This window comes from Grylomicrobium aquisgranense (genome assembly GCF_033971865.1).
GTDB classification, from domain to species: domain Bacteria; phylum Bacillota_I; class Bacilli_A; order Erysipelotrichales; family Erysipelotrichaceae; genus Bulleidia; species Bulleidia massiliensis.
Map to the genome: position 1 here is coordinate 1 of NZ_JALBUR010000018.1, position 18,499 is coordinate 18,499.

The following is an 18,499-nucleotide window of genomic DNA, read 5'->3' on the forward strand; positions in this document are numbered from 1 at the left end:
TCGCCACTCGGTCAACCCAGCAAGCTGGGTCTTCCTCGTTCGACTTGCATGTATTAGGCACGCCGCCAGCGTTTATCCTGAGCCAGGATCAAACTCTTCATTTGACTTGTGCTCACCTGATTACTTACTAACCAGGATTTCTTATAAACTCATTGACGTTGTTTGTGTTCTAATCTTTCTGTTCAGTTTTCAAAGATCTGCGCTCGCTTCCTTCTCAGAAGCAACTTGTTTATCTTACCTCTTCAGTTTATTTTGTCAACAACTTTTTTCCTCATTGCCAACCTGATCCATGATCATTTCCTGATGCCTGAACCCCTGTTGAAGAAGCTTCATGATCTTACCCTCTCTCCTCCCTCTCTGTCAACTGGTTTTTTTGCATTCCTGTATTTCCAGCCGTAAAAAAAATACCGCATAGCGGCATCATTTCCATTATCTGTTCATATGCAGATATTTGCTGTAATAGTAGTCTATGCACGCCTGATTGAAGGGATCTTCACCTTTTTCCATCACATGAATCAGCATTTGCATCTGTTCTTCTACGATCTTTTTCACTTCTTCCGGATAGTGCATCTGCCTGGCGTGCTGGGCAAACTCATCTTCGTCCAGGATCTGGTAGCCGCCATCCGGATACAGCTTGACATCCAGGTCATAATCAATGTTCTTTATTGCCTCGCCATCATATACGCTCGGAGAAGCCAGATTGCAGTAGTAATACACACCGGAATGGCGGATCATGGAAATAATATTCCACCAGCGGTCGTCATAGAAAAAACATATTGCCGGTTCTCTTGTCAGCCACCGCCTTCCATCTGCCTCAATTACCCAGGCGCGGTTGGTAACGGCTACGATATGTTTTTTATCAGCTTCAAGCACAAATCCCTTGCACCATGTGCGGTGCAGGCTGCCGTCATGCTTGAAAGACTGGATATATACCATTTGTCCAGGATGTGGAATTAATATTTTCGACATAGCATTTGTTATTCTACTCGCCGACAGCAAAAATAAAAAGTGGATGATTTGCATTCTCATCCACCCATTCGAATGTTTTTTGCTTCTGCTTACTTTGCAAACTGCTTCCAGGCGCTTGTTTTTTCCAGCCTTTTCAGCAGCAGCGGCACCAGAATGATGCATACCACCAATGTGGCAAGATTATACCAGAGATTGTATCCGGCAGAATATATCCAGGCAGCCTTGCTGCCGGCAACACTGCCCTCCGGCGGCCAGTAGTACACGCCTGATAACAGCTGGCTGATATATTTCAGAATCATTGCCAGTGAGATGCCGATGATCTGGCGTACTGAACCATTGCGGCCAAGCAGACTTGATGCACCAACAAACAGCAGAGGCAGAATGTAATCCAGCATAAACTGCCCTAAGTTCAGCCAGTAAATCGGGAAGCCGCAGATCAATGTCAGCAGAAAGCCGATCATTGCTGTCAGAATGCCATACTTCCAGCCCATGTGGTACGAAGCAATGAATACCGCAGCCAGCTCAAGTTCGATTGAGCCTCCCTGCGGCATCTGCAGGAATGGAATGTACTGTCCTGCAAATTTCAGGACGACATACAGTGCTGCATACAATGCCATGTACGAAATGATTCTGATCTTATTGTTCTTCACAAAAAAACACCCCCGTTTCTGAAGGCGCAAAGAGTGTTCGGAACTCCCTACGCTAGTATTACCTAGATCAGGTGATAAGGGTAATTCTCAGCAAATGCACCCCTGTTCACGAATTCATTCTACCACAGGAATATGTGCTATGATCTTTTACATGGAAAATAAAAGTCTGATCAGCCAGCAGATTGCAGCCCTGCTGGAAGAGCCTGATATGATCGCTGCATTAAGCAATGTCTCTGCCTGCATCAATATGAACTATGCCAATCTCAATTGGGCAGGATTTTATTTCGTGAAAAACAGTGAACTCGTCCTTGGTCCTTTTCAGGGCAAGACTGCCTGCACGCACATTGGCTTTGGCAAAGGTGTCTGTGGTACCTGCTGGCAGACAAAGAAGCCGCAGCGGATTGCGGATGTGCTGTCTTTCCATGGCCATATTGCCTGTGACAGTGACAGCCGCAGTGAATTATGTGTTCCGGTCATTGTCAATGATGAAGTGATCATGGAAATTGACCTGGATGCCCCAGTCAAAGATCGTTTCCACGAAACCGAAGAAAAAGAAATGCTTGAAGCAGCTGCAGAAATTTCTGCAGCATACCTCAAACATTCCTGGAAAATCTGATTACCGGTACAGTTCAAATACCGAATTGGATTCAAAGTAGCGTGTTGCCTCATCCACGGCATATGCCAGTGGGAAAAACTGAATGCGGGATCCGCCTATCACTGTTTCGCGGACCGCCTTTTTTTTGACCAGTTCACTGCGCACCCGTGTGAAGTCACTGCTGTCCAGATCAAGATCCAGATAATTCTTCCACTGTGGTCCCTGATCTGTCTGCATGCAGCAGCCTTCAATGCGGATCGGCCTGTCATCTGTGCGGTATTCCGCCAGATGCATGCTTGTCGTACTGTCAAAATCACATCCCATCAACAGCACAAAACCCTTCATCTCATACATGCGGGCTGCCGGGCTTTCTTCAGCCAGCGGAAAATGCAGAGACTGCCGGTTGCACAGCAGCTTGGCATATCTGCCCCACGCTGCATAGGAAACACGCGGATGCTGGGAAAAAATAACACCTTTGCGGCGGCGGAAATTCTCAGCCACTTCTCCCATATCAGGAATATCACTCAGCTGGGGATCGTACGGCGGGATTGCGCTGCGCACAGATGCATAGGACTGCGGCTGAAGCACCGGATGTTTCCAGGTGGAAGGCTCCGCATTATCATGGCAGTTTACTGGCATGACAATCGTTCCATTTTCACCAGCAATATCCATTAATGCATCCACAACCGTCCTTGCCCCGCCAATCACACAGTCAAAAGATGACAGACGGGCATGCACTTCCACAATCATGCCGTCCCGCAGGCCAAGCTTTTTCAGCCCGGCTGTCAGTGTTTCCCTGGTTACGGGATCATTGACAATATGGTCCGGCGCATATGACATCAGAGTTTACTGTACTCCTTGGCAATTTCCGAACCAACTGCCGCATTGTTATATACAAGATGAATGTTGGCATCCAGAGACTTGCCGGCAGTAATATCTGCAATCTTGGCAAGCAGGAATGGTGTGCACTCCTTGCCATGAATACCCTTTTCATCCATCTCTGCAATTGCTTCATCAATAGCCTTGTTAATCACATCAGTAGGCATTGAATACTCTTCCGGGATCGGATTGGTAATCAGAATGCCGCCATTGAGCTTGAGATCTCTCTTAGCCTTGACAATTCTTGCTGCATCAGCTGCATCTTTAATCGCATAGTCAACTTTCAGGCCCATGCCATTATCACGGCAGTAGAAAGCAGGCAGATCATTTGTCTGATAGCCAAGCACCGGAACACCCTTTGTCTCCAGTACTTCCAGAGTCAGTTTCAGATCCAGGATTGCCTTGGCACCTGCACAGATCACGGTCACATTTGTTCTGCCAAGCTCTTCCAGGTCAGCCGAAATATCGAATGTTTCCTGTGCGCCTCTGTGAACGCCGCCGATACCGCCTGTCACAAAGAACTCAACGCCTGCCTTGGCAGCCAGAATCATTGTTGTCGCAACAGTAGTAGCACCCCATGACTTTTCTGCCATGACAATCGGCAGATCGCGTCTGGATACCTTCGGAATCGAATGGCCGCGCTTGCCCATTTCTTCAATCTCATCCTTTGTCAGGCCAACAACACCAACACCATCAACGATGCCAACTGTTGCTGGCACAGCTCCGTGATCACGGATGATCTGTTCCACATGCATTGCCGTTTCAACATTCTGCGGATACGGCATACCATGGGAAATAATCGTGCTTTCCAGGGCAATGACAGGCTTGTTCTCCTGTAATGCCTTTGCAACTTCAGGATTGACTCTTACCATTTCACTCATAACTTTTTCTCCTTTATATCCATCGTATCAAGATTCTTTTCAATCATTTCAGGACTGAGGCTGCGCCGCTTGACAGCATCCTGTTCGATTGCCGTCACGGAAGCAGATATACCATAGCGGATCGCCTGATCCGGGCTCTGGTGTTCCAGCCTTGCGGCAACATATGCACCAAGCAGCGTATCACCGCCGCCGGTTGCATTCTCCAGAGAGATACGGCGGTGTGTCAGCCACAGCTTTTCATGTTCAGTACCCAGCAGCAGTCCGCGCTCAGCCATGGAAATAATCACTTCTTTTACGCCAGCCTGCAGAAACCAGTCCAGACTGCGGCGGGCATCCTCCTCATTTTCAATGGAGATACCAGTCAGTTCCTTTGCTTCAAACTGATTTGGCTTGAAGATGGAAAGCTGGCCAAGCACATTTCTGAGCCTGCCGGCCTTGCTTGTGCTGACAGGGTCTGCCGCAACATGACACGGCGCATTGGCAAGCACATACTGAATACATGACATATCCAGATTGGCATCTATGATGATTATATCATCGCTGTTAAGGCTTTTTAACACAGGCTCCAGCATTGCCGAATCCATGCACCGCAGGATTCGCATGTCACTCATGCCGACCTTCATATCTCTGTTATGATCCAGAATAGCAATGTACATGGAACTTGGCAGTCCTTCAATTGTCACGGAACCAGAAGTATCCATTCCCAGCATTTCACAGTCTGCCTTCATCATCTGGCCATAGCTGTCACTGGAAAAACATGTTACAAAGCGTGTATTTTTCCGCAACAGTGCACAGATCTGGGCGATATTGCGGCCGACGCCGCCATAGGAAACGGAAATCATACCTGGATTGGAATCAAACGAACGTAACGGGCCAATGCTTGATCCACAGATATCAATATTGGCTCCGCCAATTACACAAATGCAGCTCATTGGTGATCCTCCTGATCGCATCCTTACATTCGTATATTTTAGCATAGGTCCCGCCGGGGCACATCTCTTTTCATTTTGGCCAGCAATGTTACAATATTCGTATTGTATCGGAGGTAAGAGATCATGCAGATATATGAATCCGCAGAAGATTACCTGGAAGCGATTTTGATGCTGAAGGAAAGAAATGGCAGCGTCCACTCTGTGGATATCGCACAGGAACTCGGCTATTCAAAGGCAAGCATCAGCGTTGCCATGAAAAAGCTGAGAGAAAACGGCTATATCGAAATGGCCAAAGATGGGGAAATCTCGCTGCTTCCCCCGGGCAGAAAAATTGCTGAGCACATTTATGAGCGCCATAAGCTTTTCTCAGAATATTTTGTTTCAATTGGCGTAGATCCAGAGACAGCCCGTAAAGATGCCTGCCGCATTGAGCATGATATCAGCGATATCACGTTTGAAAAGGTAAAGCAGCAGATCCAGGCAAATATGCAGAAAAAATAAGGCAGCATCAAAACGATCATTGCAATAGATCAGACAATTGTGCTGACATGCAGACAGAGGCAGATCATCCGGAATGATCCGCCTCTGTTTTATTTCAAGTTGAATGATTATTACAGTTGAACATACTATTTCTGCATATGCTCAGGAATCATGACAAGATCCAAACCCTGACAGTCTTCCACCATCAGGCAGGATGCCCTCATGCCTGGATGCAGTTCTGGCTGGTTGATACCGGAAGTGATCTTTCCTTTCAGCATTCTGCCATCAAATTCTTCACCAAGAAACGGAATCCGTTTCAGGCTGCCTGGATGCAGCACATGCAGGATATCCGGGTACTTTGCATCCCGCAGCGAATCAAAAAGATGACAGCGCCGGATGCGCTGGCGTCCTGCTTCAATTCTGAAGCGGCCAGCAATCTTTTCGGCATAAACATAGAATTTTTCCGGTACCTGTCCTTGATAAATCTCGGCTTTGGCGTCTGAAAGATAACCTGCTGTATACTGCACTGCAGCACAGGATATAATTCCCTGCTCTGTCAGCATCCCCATGTGAAAGAACAGTATTTCCCCCATACATCCCTGATGACAATAGCACAGCCACTGTCCCCGAAACTTTTCTCCGATCTGCTTCTGTGTCTCCGTATGCACAAGCACAAAATGCCCACACAGGCGGCGGCACGCTCCCTTTTCCTCTATGATCATGCGGTATTTCCCCACTCACATAGTACGGGATGATCATGCCACAGAAAATGTGTCAGAATGGAGTAATGTCACATTTTACGACATTTTAATTATTTTGTCATAAGAAACTTCTTCAGATCAGCAAGCTGACGGGACGCTTCCTGTCTGCCGATCTGATAGATTTCTTCCATTTTTTCAGGATCATGTTCCGTCTTTCCAATTTCCAAAGGAAGCTGCGGCTGAATCACAAATGCTCTGCCTTCCCGTTGGGCACGGTGCACCTGCTGCAGCTGTGCATTGTATGCCTCATGCCTGTGAGCCAGCAGATCCAGCACCGCCGGATACTGATGCAGAAGCGGCCGCATCAAAGTCATGCCCTTCTGCGGATGCTTGGTATAGCCATCTGGCTGCGTCAGTACCACAACATTGCGGTCATAGCCGATCTTTTCAAAGAAAGCAAGCGGTATGGAATCTGAAAGGCCGCCGTCCAGAAGCTTCTGACCATGAATGATGACCGGTCGAGAAACAATCGGCATTGATGCCGATGCACGTTCCCATTCCAGTCCCTCTTCATCCATCGTCTTGATCTCGTGATACACGGGCTTTCCAGTTTCAATATCCGTTGCAACGCACCAGAATTCACAAGGATTTTTGACATACGTATCATTGTCCATGACATCCAGTTCATCCGGAAGGCGGTGATAGCAGAACTCCGCATTGTACAGATTGCCTGTTTTCAGCAGCGAGTACAGGCTGCAGTAATTGCGTTCATGGGCAAAGCGCTTATTGTAGCGGATGCATCTGCCAATCTGCTTTGACTTATAGTTGCAGCCAAAAGCCGCTCCGGCAGATACCCCAATAACCCCGTCAAAAACAACATCATTTTCCATCAGAACATCCAGTACGCCAGCGGTAAACAAACCGCGCATCGCACCGCCTTCCAACACAAGACCTTTTTTCATTGCACATCCTCCTTACTTATGATGAGAACGAAATTTCCAGAACACCAGTATCGGGATCCGTGCTGTACTGGCATGTCACTCTGCCTGTAAACCATCCAGCCATAATCGTCTGCATGTATGGTACATCACCAGAAAGCAAATCATCAAATGCCTGCTGGCAAATATCTTTTGAAAACTGCAGCGCACATTGATACTGGCCTGCCGCAAATCGGTTCATGAAATACTGATACACACTCATGCGGTCATAGCTTGTAAAATAGCTGCCGTCGCGCACATAGTAATCCAATGACAGATCTGAACATGATGGATACTGAAATACATTGGATACATAGCTGTCTGAGTCCGGATCACCGGCACCATAGTCAATCGTATGTGTATTCAGCATCAGATCATCCGGTACGCAGAAGTAACGGTAGGTCAGTGACTGGCCGGAGGAATCCTGCTGATAAAGAGGATCTCCCCAGGTTACATCCACCCAGTAAGTATTGCCATTGATCGTTACCAGATTCCATGCATGGCGCGCATCATTAGCCTCACCTTCCACAACCACACATTCAATACCTGCTTTATCACACAGATATTTGAATGCCCGGGCATAGCCGCTGCATACCGAGACATGATCCAGAAAGACACTGCGGATATCCTGATCATATGTACTTCTGCCATAGTCTGTATTCTGGATGATCCACTCATAGAAATACTGGATTGATGCCACTGGATCAGAAGGATCAGGATTGGCAGCCACTACCTGATCTGCTGCCTGCGAGACTGCTTCCATCTGTGCGGCAGCATCATCACCTGCATTCCAGCTTGCCTGTGTGATCACACTGCCATTCTGATAGCCTGTCCAGGTCCAGCTGCTGGTACCAGGCACCTCCGGATGATCCCTGGAAAATGCCGTCATTGCACACAGAAAATCATCCTGGCTGACCGGTTTGGAAAAGGATACAGAGCTCTGGCCGTCATTTGCCCCCTGCAGCAATTCCCCGTAGGCTTCTCTGGCATTCTGGTTCAGCTGATCATAGTAAAAAGCGGATGATACAGCTTCCTGCGGTACGGCAGAGGATGCGGCGGTGCTTGCGGAAGTAGCAGATGATGCAGAAGGCAGCGGCATCAGGGAGCATCCTGACAGTGCAAGAGAACTGATCGCTAAAAGTGTAAGCAGTTTGTTTGTCATATGTGGCATTTTAACATGTATCTGTGCTTTGAAAAGCTGTGGATGCTTTGTGCGCCGCTTGCCAAATAAACAGTTTCCTTTTACCATTTGATATGAATATCAAAGTGAGGTGGAGATATCATGAATGATGATCTGAATTATATAACACAGCAGCTGTGTGCGTTAACGGCAATTCCTTCACCAAGCGGTTTTACAGCACGGGCTGCAGAATATGTGCGCAAGACGCTGGCAGAGATGGGATATATGCCCATCATTACCCGCAAGGGCAATGTGGAGTGTGTATTGGGTGGTGAAAAAAATCCACTGGTTCTGGCCGCCCACGTGGATACACTTGGTGCCATGGTGCGTGCGATCAAGGACAATGGCAGACTCCGTCCGACAACAATCGGCGGCCACCAGTGGCGCACCGCCGATGGTGAAAACTGCATGGTCTTTACCCGCAGCGGAAGAATGTATACCGGTGTTGTCCTGAACAAGGAGCCAAGTGTCCATGTTCGTGAGAAAGAGCTGGAAGATACAGAGGAAAACATGGAGATTCTGCTGGATGAAAATGTGTCATCCCGTCAGGAAGTTGAAGCACTTGGCGTCGAAACCGGCGACATGATTGCCATGGATCCAAGAACTGTCATTACAGACAGCGGCTATATCAAGTCACGCTTCCTGGATGATAAGCTTTCCGCTTCGATTCTGCTAGGCATTGCCAGATGGGTCAAAGAGCAGAAAATCACCCTGCCCCGCAAAGTCACTCTGCTGTTTACGGTTTACGAAGAAGTTGGCTTTGGCGGATCCTGTGTGCCAATTGATACCGAAGATATGATTTCCGTTGATATGGGATGCGTCGGCAGTGATCTTGGCTGCAATGAGCATATGGTATCCATCTGTGCCAAGGATTCCGGCGGTCCCTACAATTATGACATGATCACAGAGCTTGCCCTCATCTGCAAGGCAGAGGGTCTGCCCTATGCAATCGATATCTACCCACGCTATGGCAGCGATGTAGAAACGACCATGCGGGCTGGTTATGATATCCGCCACGGTTTGATCGGGCCAGGTGTCTACGCCTCTCATAACTATGAGCGTGCCCACATTGACGGCGTGCAGGCAGCGTATACCCTGCTGCAGAAATACCTGATGCGCTGATCTTTTAAAAAATCCCTTTTGCTTTTACATCTGAACCGCTGCATAGCTGTATACATGAATCAGGAAATGAAGTCTGCATGAGAGATTCTCTCGAACCGCAAGACGCTGATGACTTCTGCTTGTCACAAAGACGGGCAGGAGTTTTTTGTTGAAATTCCTGTCCGGAAAGAGAGGAGAATGACAACATGTTCGAAATTACATTAAATGATGAAACGAATGCCGCTTTTATGGCAGCATTCGTTTTTTTCTTACAGCTGCAGAAACGCGAATCATATATACCGTATGCGTTTACCGTGTAATAATGAAATCATGAAACGAAAAGAACAATTTGATCCGCAGAAAATTTCCAGTTACTTTCTGCATGAGAAAAAGCTTCTGATGATCATTACCATCACAGGTCTGATCTATAACATCGGCCTGCTCGCCGGGCCATATTATGAAGGCCAGCTTGCCCAGACACTGCTTGAAATCCTCAAGGGCAATGAAACAGGCATGGCGATGGTCTCGCTTGCCATAACCTATCTTGCTGTCACTGCCATCGTACAGATTTCCCGCTTCTTCAAGCGTCTGTATGTACGTAAGTTTGCCAATGCCATCAACCGGCAGATGAAGCATATTCTGTATGGAAATCTTTTGAAAATACCTAAAGCAAAGGCAGGCACGAAAGATACCGGCGGCATGATTACCCGGGCAGTATCCGATGTGGATGCGTGTGCGGAAGGCATGCGCAAATTCACGACGGAAGTATTTGATACCGGGGTTGCTCTGATCAGTTATGTCGTCATGCTTGCCGTATACCGCTGGCAGTTGGCACTGCTGTGCCTGATCACACCGCCTGTTTCCTATCTGCTTGCCCAGAAGATGAAAACCGTTGTGCAGAAATGGAATGCCAGGGCAAGAGAAAGTGCTGATCAGCTGTCAGCAGCTACCATGGACCGTTCTGTCAATGCCATGACGTATCGTATTGCCGGCCAGGAAGGAAACATGAATACCCGCTATGAGCAGAGCCTGCAGGCTTATGAAGCAGCCAACACCAAAGCAGATGTGCTCGTCAATGCCCTGCCGCCGCTGTATCAGTGCATCACTGCCGTTTCTGTTCTGTTTATCCTCTTTGATGGATCAAAGCTCATTCATGCAGGCATCTGGAACATTGCTGCATTTACAACCTTTCTTTCCTGCTATGCAAAAATGGCACTGAAGTCATCCAAGGCTGCTGCCCTGTTCAACAGTGTCCAGAAAGCGCAGGTATCCTGGCACCGTATCAAGCCTCTGCTGAAAAGAACCAGTCCAGAACCGCAGAGCACTGCCGATACACATTCCATCCGGATTCATGATCTTTCCTTTGCCTATCCTGGTGCTCCCGTGCTTCTGCATGATATTTCACTGCAGGCAGAACCTGGTCAGATGATTGGCATCACCGGGCAGATTGCCTCAGGCAAATCCACCTTTGGAAGATTATTCCTCAATGAATTTCCGTATGAAGGATCACTGCGTTACGGAAACCGGGAACTGCGGGATATGTCTGTTGATGAGATTCATTCTCTCAGCGGTTATCTGGGCCACGATCCGGAACTGTTCTCTGCATCCATTGCCGACAATATCCAGCTTGGCGATGAAAGTGTTGATGTCATGAAATACCTGAAACTGGTTTGTCTGGATCAGGAGGTACTTGCCATGCCAGATGGTGTCAACACCATGGTTGGCAGCAGCGGCATGCGGCTGTCCGGCGGACAGGGACAGCGCCTTGCCTTAGCAAGAACGCTGGCACATCCGCGCCCCATTCTGATCCTTGACGATCCTTTCTCCGCACTTGACCGTTCAACGGAGCTTGAAATCTTTGCCAACCTGCAGGCATACCGCAAAGACCGCATCATCTTCCTCATCAGCCACCGTCTCTATGTTTTCCCAGAGATGGATCAGGTAATCTGGCTGGAAAACGGCAGTGCACAGGCATCTGTGCATGATGCACTTGTGCAGAACAATCCTGAATACAAGCGCCTGTATGAAGTGCAGGCAGGAGGTTCTGATCATGAACAGAAATAAAACGGTTGCCAGTCTTTTGAAGCTTGCCATCCGCCAGCACATTCTGCTGTCCATCACGGTATGTCTGATTGTGGCAGGCGCCATCATCACGTCATTGCTGCCGCCGCTTGTTCTTGAGAAGATCATTGATGGCCTGAGCACCAGTGCCGATGTATCACCAATGCTGTTTGCGGCGTATTTTGCTCTGCTCATCCTGTCTTCACTGCTTTCCAGCGGCCAGGAAGCAATCCTGGTTGTCTTTGGCCAGAAGATGACCCATGCCATGCGCTCTGCTCTGCGTGAGAAAATGTCAAAGCTGCCGGCTGATTTCTTTACAAAAACACAGCCGGGTGCCATTGTTTCCCGCTTCATCTATGATGTGGATACGATTGAAGACCTGTTTACAGACGGCATCATCTCCATGTTTGCGGACTGCTGCCGGATGGTATCCATCTTTGTCATCCTGTTTATCAAGAACAAAGGACTTGCGATTCTGCTGTTATGCGTGCTGCCGCTGGTTGCGCTGTATACAAGGCATGTGCAGAAGGCAACATTAAAGGCGCAGATTGACAACCGCAAGGCAGTTGCCAGCGTGAGCAGTGCCATTCCGGAAACGCTTCATAACATCCGCACAATTCATACACTGCAGGCAGAGAAATTCATGGCGGAACGTTATGATGACAGTCTGGATGACAGCTATCGCGCCATTGAAAAAACCAACTTCTTCGATGCCGTTTATTCCCCTGTCATTCTGATTCTCAATGCGGCTGTCACTGCTCTTGTCTATATTCTGAGTGCATCCGGCAGCCCCATCATCCTGTCTTTCTTTGGTATGACACCAGGTACTTCAGTTGCGATCATCAACTACATATCTCAGGTATTTTCACCAATTGAAAGCATTGGCATGGAGATCCAGACCGTACAGTCTGCCTCAGCCGGCATTCACCGTATCAATGAATTCCTTGCCCAGCCGGAAAGACAGATACCGGATCTCGCCTTTTGCAAGAATGCGGCGCCTGCCATCGCCATTTCCCATGTCAGCTTTGCCTATGATCCGTCTCACCCCATTCTGCAGGATGTGTCTTTTACAATCCAGCCAGGTGAACATGTCACGCTGACAGGACGGACAGGTGCGGGCAAGAGTACGCTGTTCAAGCTGATTCTGGGATTTTATCAGCCGGATGCAGGAACGATCTCAATCTTTGGCAATGACGCCTGCTGTATCAAAGATACGGACAAGCGCAGCCTGTTTGGTTATGTGGAGCAGTCATTCAAACCAGTGGATGGTACGATTCGTGATCAGATCACCCTGCATGATGATGCAATAACAGATGCAGAAATCCAGCAGGCAGTGAATACCGTTGGCATTGCCGGAACCATTGCCAATATGCCGGAAGGTCTGGATACGCCCTATTCTGACAGCCTGTTTTCACAGGGCCAGAAACAATTGCTTTCCATTGCCCGCTCCATCATCAAGAATCCTGAGATTCTGCTGCTGGATGAGATCACAGCAAATCTGGATGCCGGAACCGAGCGCATTGTCCTGGATACACTGATCAATGTATCCAAAAACCGCACAGTCATTTCCATCTCACACCGTCTGTTTGAAAAGAGCGGCAGCCGCATGATCACCATGGGTACACAAAAAGCCTGAAATCCGTATTCCTGATCTCAGGCCAGCACTTCCTCAACTAACTGTTTCGTAAAGACAATCTGTTTCTGATGTCCGGTTTCAATCCGGAACAATGCATTGGCGCAAAGATGCTCCGCTGCCTGTTCCAGATCTCTGACACCGGGCATCTTTTCATATTTGTGTATAATGGCATCCACTGCCTCATCCGTGATCACGATTTCTTCTCTGTGCATTCCTATGCGTTTCAATACACGCGGCAGTGAATAATCCGTGAAGATGATCTTCTTTTCTTTCATTGTATAATCCGGAATCTCAATCAGTGCGAACCTGGTTAACAGAGGATCGGAAATTCTTGTCTTGTCATTGGCCGTTGCAATTGGATAAACACCAGAAGTCGGCACTCTGCACTCAATGTAGTTGTCCATGAAGCCAAGATTATCCAGCAGTGTCAGAAGTGCATCCGCAGGATTGGATCCATTTTTACCCTGGTCCGCTTTGTCAAGCTCATTGATGATGAAGACAAGATTGCTTGATCCAGCTTTTTCAAAAGCTTCCATGATACGGCCAGGCTTTGCATTGGAATAGACACGCGGTGAACCGGTCAATGCCTCGGCATCATGTATGGTGCTCATATCCAGCGAAGTCCATGGCAAGCCGAGAATACGGGCAACGGCATAGGCAATCTGTGATTTGCCGGTTCCGGCAGGTCCGCATAGCAGCAGGCCATACGCAGGCAGTGTATGGGTGCGGTTGATCTGGATGATTGTTTCCATGACGCGCTGCTTTACGGCATCCAGGCCATACAGTTCCTCATCCAGAATGCGGCGGGCTGCAACGGGATCAATGGGATCAAACTTCCTGCCCTTCCACTGAATGTTGAGCATTAATCCAAGCGCTCTCTGGGCATGACGCTTTTCTTCCTGCGGCACGGTATCGGTTTTGATCAAAGCAACATTGCGGTGTGCCCAGCTGCGGATGCCAGCGGGAAGTGTATTCTCAGCACAGTCCAGAAAATCCAGAATTGCCGGCAGATCAGACAATACCATCTGCGGCTGCTCCTTATTTTCTTCGCTGTCTTTCTGATAATCACATGTATACAGACGCTGCAGCACCAGCTGCAGAAAACTGTCATTGGCAGACTGCAGAGTCATATTGTGGTTGGGATCCCAGGCATGCAAAGAAAGAACACACAGAGAGTTATTCTGTACAATGCCTTTCAACTCACAATAGACATGGCTGCGCACAAGGTAGGAAAGTACCTTTTCAAAACGGCTGTCAATTGCCATAACGTCGTTCTGCACCTGGTTATCATAAGAAGAAAAGACATAGGCGTCATCATCTGGTGACAAAAAGACACCATGCAGTACATTCTGCCTGCACGCAATACGCATCAGCGGAAAGTCTGCAGCAGGTTGTTTGGTAAAACAGTCATATGTCTGCAGTTTCGCATGTGTTTCTTCCTCTTTCTTCTCTGCGTCCTCTGTCTTCTCTGACCTGGTCTGATCTGCCCCGGCTGCGATCATATCCAGATTCTGATAGGCACTGATCACAGCATTCAGTTCTTCTTCATTCAGTTTTCCGCCGCGGTCTCTGGCAGTCTGCTGATAAAATGCCTCAATATCTGCAATGTCGCTTTCGGAAAGTTCCTCAGCAAAGTGAAGCTGTCTCTGTGAAAGAATCTCTCTCAATGTCTGCATCGTATTTCCCTCTTTGAACATGATACTTGATTTATGCCAGCCTGTCATGAATGACGAAAAAAAGGCTGTCTTCCGACAGCCCGGAGATACTCAGATCACAAGTGTTGGTGCGGCATAGACTCTGGCCAGCAGTTCCTGATTCAAAGCATACAGGCCTTTCGGATCTGAACCAAACAGCTGATACTTCTTGATCAGATCATCCGCATTCTTTTCTTCTTCGCCCTGTTCCTTGACAAACCAGTCATAGAACTGCATCGTACGGTAATCATGCACATCATTGGCAGCACCGTAGATCGTATTGATCAGGCTCGTGACATACTGCTCATGTTCAAGGCCATACTTGAGCGGATCCATCGGTGTCTTGTATGTATAAGCCGGTGCATCCACAGCAGTCAGGGTGACATGTTCACCATTGTTAATGAGATACTGTCTCATCAACATGGCATGATCACGCTCTTCCTGAGCCTGTACATCATAGTAATGGGCAAAGCCATCCAGGCCGAGATCCTGATAATAATCCGCAAAATCAAGATACAGATACGCAGAATAAAGCTCTTTGTTCACCTGTGTATTAATGAGTTCTTTTACTTTCTGATCAAGCATTTTCTCTCCTCCTGCTTCATGTTAACCATAGAGTGACACAGCCAGGAAGTCAAGATATGTTCGCAAGATTACAGAACAATGGAATCATGTACGCTTCCTGCCTTGCAGGAAGATACTGTTAATGTCAGTTTTGTGCCTGGTTCACCCTTCACGATCCAGACAGCCTTTTTGCGTGCCTTGCCGCTGGCAAAGGTGGTCAGATTGCCATACATAGAGCTGGTATTCGTATTGGCATAGCCTTCCAGATGACCAAGATCCATCGTACTTTCCGCGCCAAGAATTTCGGCACCATCCAGCTTTGCCTCAACAGGTTTTGCTGTCTTCATCAACAGTGCATTTTCAGTAAGGTTGGTTGGCAGGTAGCCATGATTGCCAATGACAGCACTCACTTCATAGACTCCTTCTGCCTTTTTTTCAGCTGTAAAAGAATCAATGGCAAGGTGCGGCATTGCCTGTACAAAGCGCAGATTGAAGTTTGTATCATGCTCGCACTCTGTCAGAAGAAACTTCTCCGGTGGATTCTGAATCGTGAATTTGGTATTGAAACCACCGATCTCAACTTTGCCAAAGGTTGGATGATCAAATGTCTGCCAGTCTTTGTAATACTGTGGTGCATTCTCTTTGACCCATTTCATGATCGCCACAAACCGTTCCAGACGTTTTTCTTCGCCCTCATCCTTGCGGGATCCCCAGTTCATCGGCACACCGGCTTTGGTCGAAACATCCCAGAACTCCATCGTATAGGCAGGAATGCCCTGGGCCTGATAGAACCAGTCATCCAGAGCACCGGAATCATAGTTCACCTGATCATCCATGAAGGAATCAAAGATATTCATCGGTACATAACCGAGCTCTTCTTTGCCCATATCCGCAATCGCATGCATTGCCTTCATATCCTGTTTTGGAGCATTCTTTTCCGGCTTTGTTCCAGGCGGGATCAGAACCAGGCCGCCCGATGTGTGGCCGATTGCAGCTCCGCCGATGTTGTCATGGGCAAGCACAAAGTCAACAATGGCTTTGCATTCCGGATTGCTTAACGGATACTTGCCAGCTCCGCCCTGTCTTGCATCTGGAAACCAGCCAAACGGAAAGTTACGGTTGAAGTCAAGACCCCAGTCAGGCTTCTTCTGTTTCAGATTGTCACCGGCAGGCTCTTCGAGATTTCCCTCCGGATACAAGTCATAGAATTCGCCGACTGCATCAGACGGAGAGCGCAGCACAACGCCTGCAGCAGAAGAAGGATCCTTCTTCCATGCCCCATAGGCGGAAGGTATCAGCATCATCCGGATGACGCCGTCACCATCAAGATCTTCCGGCTTGATGCCGCCCTTTTCCGGCAGATATGCACGGTCAGCAGAGCGCAGATTATACGGTGAAGTCAGATACTTCTCAGCACCATCCGGACTCACTCTGGGGATGACGTAGATCGTCATGGTATCCAGGATGCGGTGCATGCCGGCATCCGTTTCATAGTTGGTCAGCAGTGTATCAATAGTATGCATGGCACACATGCTGGATGTCACTTCACCGGCGTGGATATTGCCATCCAGATACCAGCCGGGTTTGCTTAAAGCATCACCGGTATCCTTGTTGGTCAGCGTCACAACATACTGACTGCGGCCTTCTGGTGTGACCATGTTAACGTCAAGTGTGCAGAGATTACTGTATTTTTCTGCAAAGTACTGCAGATTGCTCTGCAGCTCTGCATACTTGTAATAATGATCGTAGGAAAATGTTGTCTTCATCATGATCCTTTCTAAAGCACTTCAGACAGGAATGCCTTTGTTCTTTCATTCTGCGGATGGTCAAACAGTTGTTCCGGGGTGCCTTCTTCCGCAACAACACCGCCATCAATAAACAGTACCCGGTCGCTGACTTCTCTTGCAAAGCCCATCTCATGGGTGACAATGACACAGGTCATGCCGCTTTCAGCAAGATTCTGAATAACCCGGAGAACACCTTTGACCATTTCCGGATCCAGCGCACTGGTCGGCTCATCAAACAGCATCACATCCGGATGCATGGCCATGGCCCGCACAATGGCAAGCCGCTGTTTCTGACCGCCGGATAATTTGCGCGGATAGACATTGGCCTTATCTTCAAGACCAACTGTCTTCAGCAGTTCCATTGCCTCTTTCTCAGCATCTTCCTTTTTGACATGCTTTTCCAGCTTCGGTGTAATCGTGATGTTATCCAGCACAGTCAGGTTCGGAAACACATTGAACTGCTGAAATACCATACCGATCTTCTGACGGTGCAGGTTCAGATTCGTGCTTTTGGGATCCAGCTCATGGCCTTCAAACAGCACTTTGCCAGAGGTCGGCTCTTCCAGCATATTCAGACAGCGCAGGAACGTGCTCTTGCCGCCGCCTGAAGGTCCGATGATGGTGACAACTTCACCTTTATGAATCTTCTCAGAGATGCCCTTGAGCACCTGCAGGGAGCCAAAATTTTTATGCAGGTCGACCGTTTCGATCAACACATCATTCTTCTCAGTCACTGACACTCAACCTCTTTTCCATCTTTCTGACGACCCAGGAAAGGGACAGCGTAACAAGCAGATAAATCCCGGCGATGATAAACAGCGGCTGCCAGATCAGATACTTATTGGCAAGCAGTGTCTGCGTGTACATCAGTTCATACAGCATGAAGCTGCCGGCAAGGGATGTTTCCTTGATCATGGAAATATATTCATTGCCAAGTGCCGGCAGAATATTCTTGATTGCCTGGGGCAGGATGATGTAGCGCATGCAGTGGCCGGATGTCATGCCAAGTGATCTGGCCGCTTCTGTCTGGCCTTTGTCCACGGACATAATGCCGCTTCTGAAGATCTCAGAAACATAGGCGCTGGAGTTCAGCGTCAGTGCCAGCAGCACGAAGTAAACTTTGTCAATATTGTTCAATGCCGGAAAAGCCATCGGCAGAAAATAGTAGGAAATATACATCTGCACAAGCAGAGGCGTGCCTCTGAGCACATTGACATAGACCGCCGCAATGGCAGATAAAACCTTATTCTTGGACAGATGCGCCATCGCAATCAGTGTGCCCAGAATCGATCCAAAGAAGACGGCAATGAATGCATATTCCAGCGTTCCGCCAAGACCTCTCAGAAAGATCGGCCAGTATTTCAGAAAAACTTCAACAATTCCTTCTCCCATGCAGTGTCATTTCCTTCCTA

General features: G+C 48.2%; 18 protein-coding genes, 1 rRNA gene and 2 riboswitches. Of the genes, 5 read left to right on the forward strand and 14 right to left on the reverse strand.

Going from position 1 to position 18,499, the window contains the following annotated elements; translation table 11 throughout:
• From MOZ60_RS07605 to MOZ60_RS07615, 3 genes are all read right to left on the reverse strand, one after another.
• Positions 1-104: ribosomal RNA gene (locus tag MOZ60_RS07605) — 16S ribosomal RNA — on the reverse strand; the annotation flags it as partial.
• A gap of 325 nt (positions 105-429) precedes the next feature.
• A complete protein-coding gene (locus MOZ60_RS07610) occupies positions 430-969 on the reverse strand; it encodes a DUF402 domain-containing protein (protein WP_370596209.1) in 540 nt (179 codons plus the stop codon).
• An 89-nt stretch (positions 970-1,058) separates the two neighbouring features.
• Positions 1,059-1,619, reverse strand: a complete 561-nt coding sequence (locus MOZ60_RS07615) for an energy-coupled thiamine transporter ThiT (RefSeq protein ID WP_277644774.1) — start codon at positions 1,617-1,619, stop codon at positions 1,059-1,061.
• A gap of 27 nt (positions 1,620-1,646) precedes the next feature.
• Positions 1,647-1,733: riboswitch (TPP riboswitch) on the reverse strand.
• Positions 1,734-1,770: 37 nt separating this feature from the next.
• On the opposite strand from MOZ60_RS07615, the gene msrC reads away from it, so the two are divergent.
• Positions 1,771-2,235: a free L-methionine (R)-S-oxide reductase MsrC gene (gene msrC, locus MOZ60_RS07620; protein WP_370596210.1), complete on the forward strand. Its 465-nt coding sequence runs from the start codon at positions 1,771-1,773 to the stop codon at positions 2,233-2,235.
• Here the strand turns inward: msrC and MOZ60_RS07625 are convergent, their stop codons facing one another.
• Genes MOZ60_RS07625 through MOZ60_RS07635 form a run of 3 tightly spaced genes read right to left on the reverse strand, consistent with a single transcriptional unit; the run spans position 2,236 to position 4,906 of the window.
• Positions 2,236-3,054, reverse strand: a complete 819-nt coding sequence (locus MOZ60_RS07625) for an AAC(3) family N-acetyltransferase (RefSeq protein WP_108776020.1) — start codon at positions 3,052-3,054, stop codon at positions 2,236-2,238.
• Positions 3,054-3,974: a pseudouridine-5'-phosphate glycosidase gene (locus MOZ60_RS07630; protein ID WP_108776019.1), complete on the reverse strand. Its 921-nt coding sequence runs from the start codon at positions 3,972-3,974 to the stop codon at positions 3,054-3,056. The genes MOZ60_RS07625 and MOZ60_RS07630 overlap by 1 nt, the downstream gene beginning before the upstream one ends.
• On the reverse strand, positions 3,971-4,906 hold the full coding sequence (locus MOZ60_RS07635) for a carbohydrate kinase family protein (RefSeq protein ID WP_370596211.1): 936 nt from the start codon (positions 4,904-4,906) through the stop codon (positions 3,971-3,973). Before MOZ60_RS07635 ends, MOZ60_RS07630 begins: the two co-directional genes overlap by 4 nt.
• Before the next feature lie 123 nt (positions 4,907-5,029).
• On the opposite strand from MOZ60_RS07635, the gene MOZ60_RS07640 reads away from it, so the two are divergent.
• Entirely contained in the window at positions 5,030-5,407 is a 378-nt protein-coding gene (locus tag MOZ60_RS07640; protein ID WP_277008227.1) for a metal-dependent transcriptional regulator, read from the forward strand.
• Positions 5,408-5,532: 125 nt separating this feature from the next.
• Here MOZ60_RS07640 and MOZ60_RS07645 read toward each other — a convergent pair whose 3' ends face one another.
• The 3 genes from MOZ60_RS07645 to MOZ60_RS07655 form a co-directional block, all read right to left on the reverse strand.
• Complete coding sequence (locus MOZ60_RS07645) at positions 5,533-6,108, reverse strand: hypothetical protein (protein ID WP_370596212.1); 576 nt, start codon at positions 6,106-6,108, stop codon at positions 5,533-5,535.
• 89 nt (positions 6,109-6,197) lie between these two features.
• Positions 6,198-7,049 (reverse strand): patatin-like phospholipase family protein, encoded by an 852-nt coding sequence (locus tag MOZ60_RS07650; protein WP_370596213.1) that lies wholly within the window; start codon positions 7,047-7,049, stop codon positions 6,198-6,200.
• 16 nt (positions 7,050-7,065) lie between these two features.
• Positions 7,066-8,226, reverse strand: coding sequence for a transglutaminase domain-containing protein (locus tag MOZ60_RS07655; RefSeq protein WP_370596214.1), 1,161 nt, complete (start codon positions 8,224-8,226; stop codon positions 7,066-7,068).
• A gap of 120 nt (positions 8,227-8,346) precedes the next feature.
• On the opposite strand from MOZ60_RS07655, the gene MOZ60_RS07660 reads away from it, so the two are divergent.
• The 3 genes from MOZ60_RS07660 (at position 8,347) to MOZ60_RS07670 (ending at position 13,042) form a co-directional block, all read left to right on the forward strand.
• The gene (locus MOZ60_RS07660) at positions 8,347-9,366 is read left to right on the forward strand and encodes a M42 family metallopeptidase (protein WP_108776013.1); all 1,020 of its coding nucleotides are present in this window, start codon (positions 8,347-8,349) and stop codon (positions 9,364-9,366) included.
• A gap of 53 nt (positions 9,367-9,419) precedes the next feature.
• A riboswitch (Fluoride riboswitch) is annotated at positions 9,420-9,491 on the forward strand.
• A gap of 184 nt (positions 9,492-9,675) precedes the next feature.
• On the forward strand, positions 9,676-11,409 hold the full coding sequence (locus MOZ60_RS07665) for an ABC transporter ATP-binding protein (protein ID WP_370596215.1): 1,734 nt from the start codon (positions 9,676-9,678) through the stop codon (positions 11,407-11,409).
• Positions 11,396-13,042: an ABC transporter ATP-binding protein gene (locus tag MOZ60_RS07670; RefSeq protein ID WP_370596216.1), complete on the forward strand. Its 1,647-nt coding sequence runs from the start codon at positions 11,396-11,398 to the stop codon at positions 13,040-13,042. Before MOZ60_RS07665 ends, MOZ60_RS07670 begins: the two co-directional genes overlap by 14 nt.
• A gap of 17 nt (positions 13,043-13,059) precedes the next feature.
• On the opposite strand, the gene MOZ60_RS07675 is transcribed toward MOZ60_RS07670, so the two are convergent.
• The 5 genes from MOZ60_RS07675 to MOZ60_RS07695 all read right to left on the reverse strand — a co-directional run bounded on the left by MOZ60_RS07675 (position 13,060) and on the right by MOZ60_RS07695 (position 18,479).
• Positions 13,060-14,718, reverse strand: a complete 1,659-nt coding sequence (locus tag MOZ60_RS07675) for an AAA family ATPase (protein ID WP_370596217.1) — start codon at positions 14,716-14,718, stop codon at positions 13,060-13,062.
• A gap of 90 nt (positions 14,719-14,808) precedes the next feature.
• A complete protein-coding gene (locus MOZ60_RS07680) occupies positions 14,809-15,321 on the reverse strand; it encodes a ferritin (RefSeq protein WP_277635552.1) in 513 nt (170 codons plus the stop codon).
• A gap of 68 nt (positions 15,322-15,389) precedes the next feature.
• Entirely contained in the window at positions 15,390-17,069 is a 1,680-nt protein-coding gene (locus MOZ60_RS07685) for a M14 family metallopeptidase (protein ID WP_370596218.1), read from the reverse strand.
• 8 nt (positions 17,070-17,077) lie between these two features.
• Positions 17,078-17,821: an amino acid ABC transporter ATP-binding protein gene (locus tag MOZ60_RS07690; RefSeq protein WP_277009841.1), complete on the reverse strand. Its 744-nt coding sequence runs from the start codon at positions 17,819-17,821 to the stop codon at positions 17,078-17,080.
• On the reverse strand, positions 17,814-18,479 hold the full coding sequence (locus MOZ60_RS07695; RefSeq protein WP_370596219.1) for an amino acid ABC transporter permease: 666 nt from the start codon (positions 18,477-18,479) through the stop codon (positions 17,814-17,816). Before MOZ60_RS07695 ends, MOZ60_RS07690 begins: the two co-directional genes overlap by 8 nt.
• Positions 18,480-18,499 lie beyond the last annotated feature (20 nt).

Bases quoted from the DNA above. Each gene is read 5' to 3' on its own strand.
- MOZ60_RS07610 (WP_370596209.1), bottom strand. From the start codon at position 969: ATGTCGAAAATATTAATTCCACATCCTGGACAAATGGTATATATCCAG.
- msrC (WP_370596210.1), top strand. From the start codon at position 1,771: ATGGAAAATAAAAGTCTGATCAGCCAGCAGATTGCAGCCCTGCTGGAA.
- MOZ60_RS07625 (WP_108776020.1), bottom strand. From the start codon at position 3,054: ATGTCATATGCGCCGGACCATATTGTCAATGATCCCGTAACCAGGGAA.
- MOZ60_RS07630 (WP_108776019.1), bottom strand. From the start codon at position 3,974: ATGAGTGAAATGGTAAGAGTCAATCCTGAAGTTGCAAAGGCATTACAG.
- MOZ60_RS07635 (WP_370596211.1), bottom strand. From the start codon at position 4,906: ATGAGCTGCATTTGTGTAATTGGCGGAGCCAATATTGATATCTGTGGA.
- MOZ60_RS07640 (WP_277008227.1), top strand. From the start codon at position 5,030: ATGCAGATATATGAATCCGCAGAAGATTACCTGGAAGCGATTTTGATG.
- MOZ60_RS07645 (WP_370596212.1), bottom strand. From the start codon at position 6,108: ATGATCATAGAGGAAAAGGGAGCGTGCCGCCGCCTGTGTGGGCATTTT.
- MOZ60_RS07650 (WP_370596213.1), bottom strand. From the start codon at position 7,049: ATGAAAAAAGGTCTTGTGTTGGAAGGCGGTGCGATGCGCGGTTTGTTT.
- MOZ60_RS07655 (WP_370596214.1), bottom strand. From the start codon at position 8,226: ATGACAAACAAACTGCTTACACTTTTAGCGATCAGTTCTCTTGCACTG.
- MOZ60_RS07660 (WP_108776013.1), top strand. From the start codon at position 8,347: ATGAATGATGATCTGAATTATATAACACAGCAGCTGTGTGCGTTAACG.
- MOZ60_RS07665 (WP_370596215.1), top strand. From the start codon at position 9,676: ATGAAACGAAAAGAACAATTTGATCCGCAGAAAATTTCCAGTTACTTT.
- MOZ60_RS07670 (WP_370596216.1), top strand. From the start codon at position 11,396: ATGAACAGAAATAAAACGGTTGCCAGTCTTTTGAAGCTTGCCATCCGC.
- MOZ60_RS07675 (WP_370596217.1), bottom strand. From the start codon at position 14,718: ATGCAGACATTGAGAGAGATTCTTTCACAGAGACAGCTTCACTTTGCT.
- MOZ60_RS07680 (WP_277635552.1), bottom strand. From the start codon at position 15,321: ATGCTTGATCAGAAAGTAAAAGAACTCATTAATACACAGGTGAACAAA.
- MOZ60_RS07685 (WP_370596218.1), bottom strand. From the start codon at position 17,069: ATGATGAAGACAACATTTTCCTACGATCATTATTACAAGTATGCAGAG.
- MOZ60_RS07695 (WP_370596219.1), bottom strand. From the start codon at position 18,479: ATGGGAGAAGGAATTGTTGAAGTTTTTCTGAAATACTGGCCGATCTTT.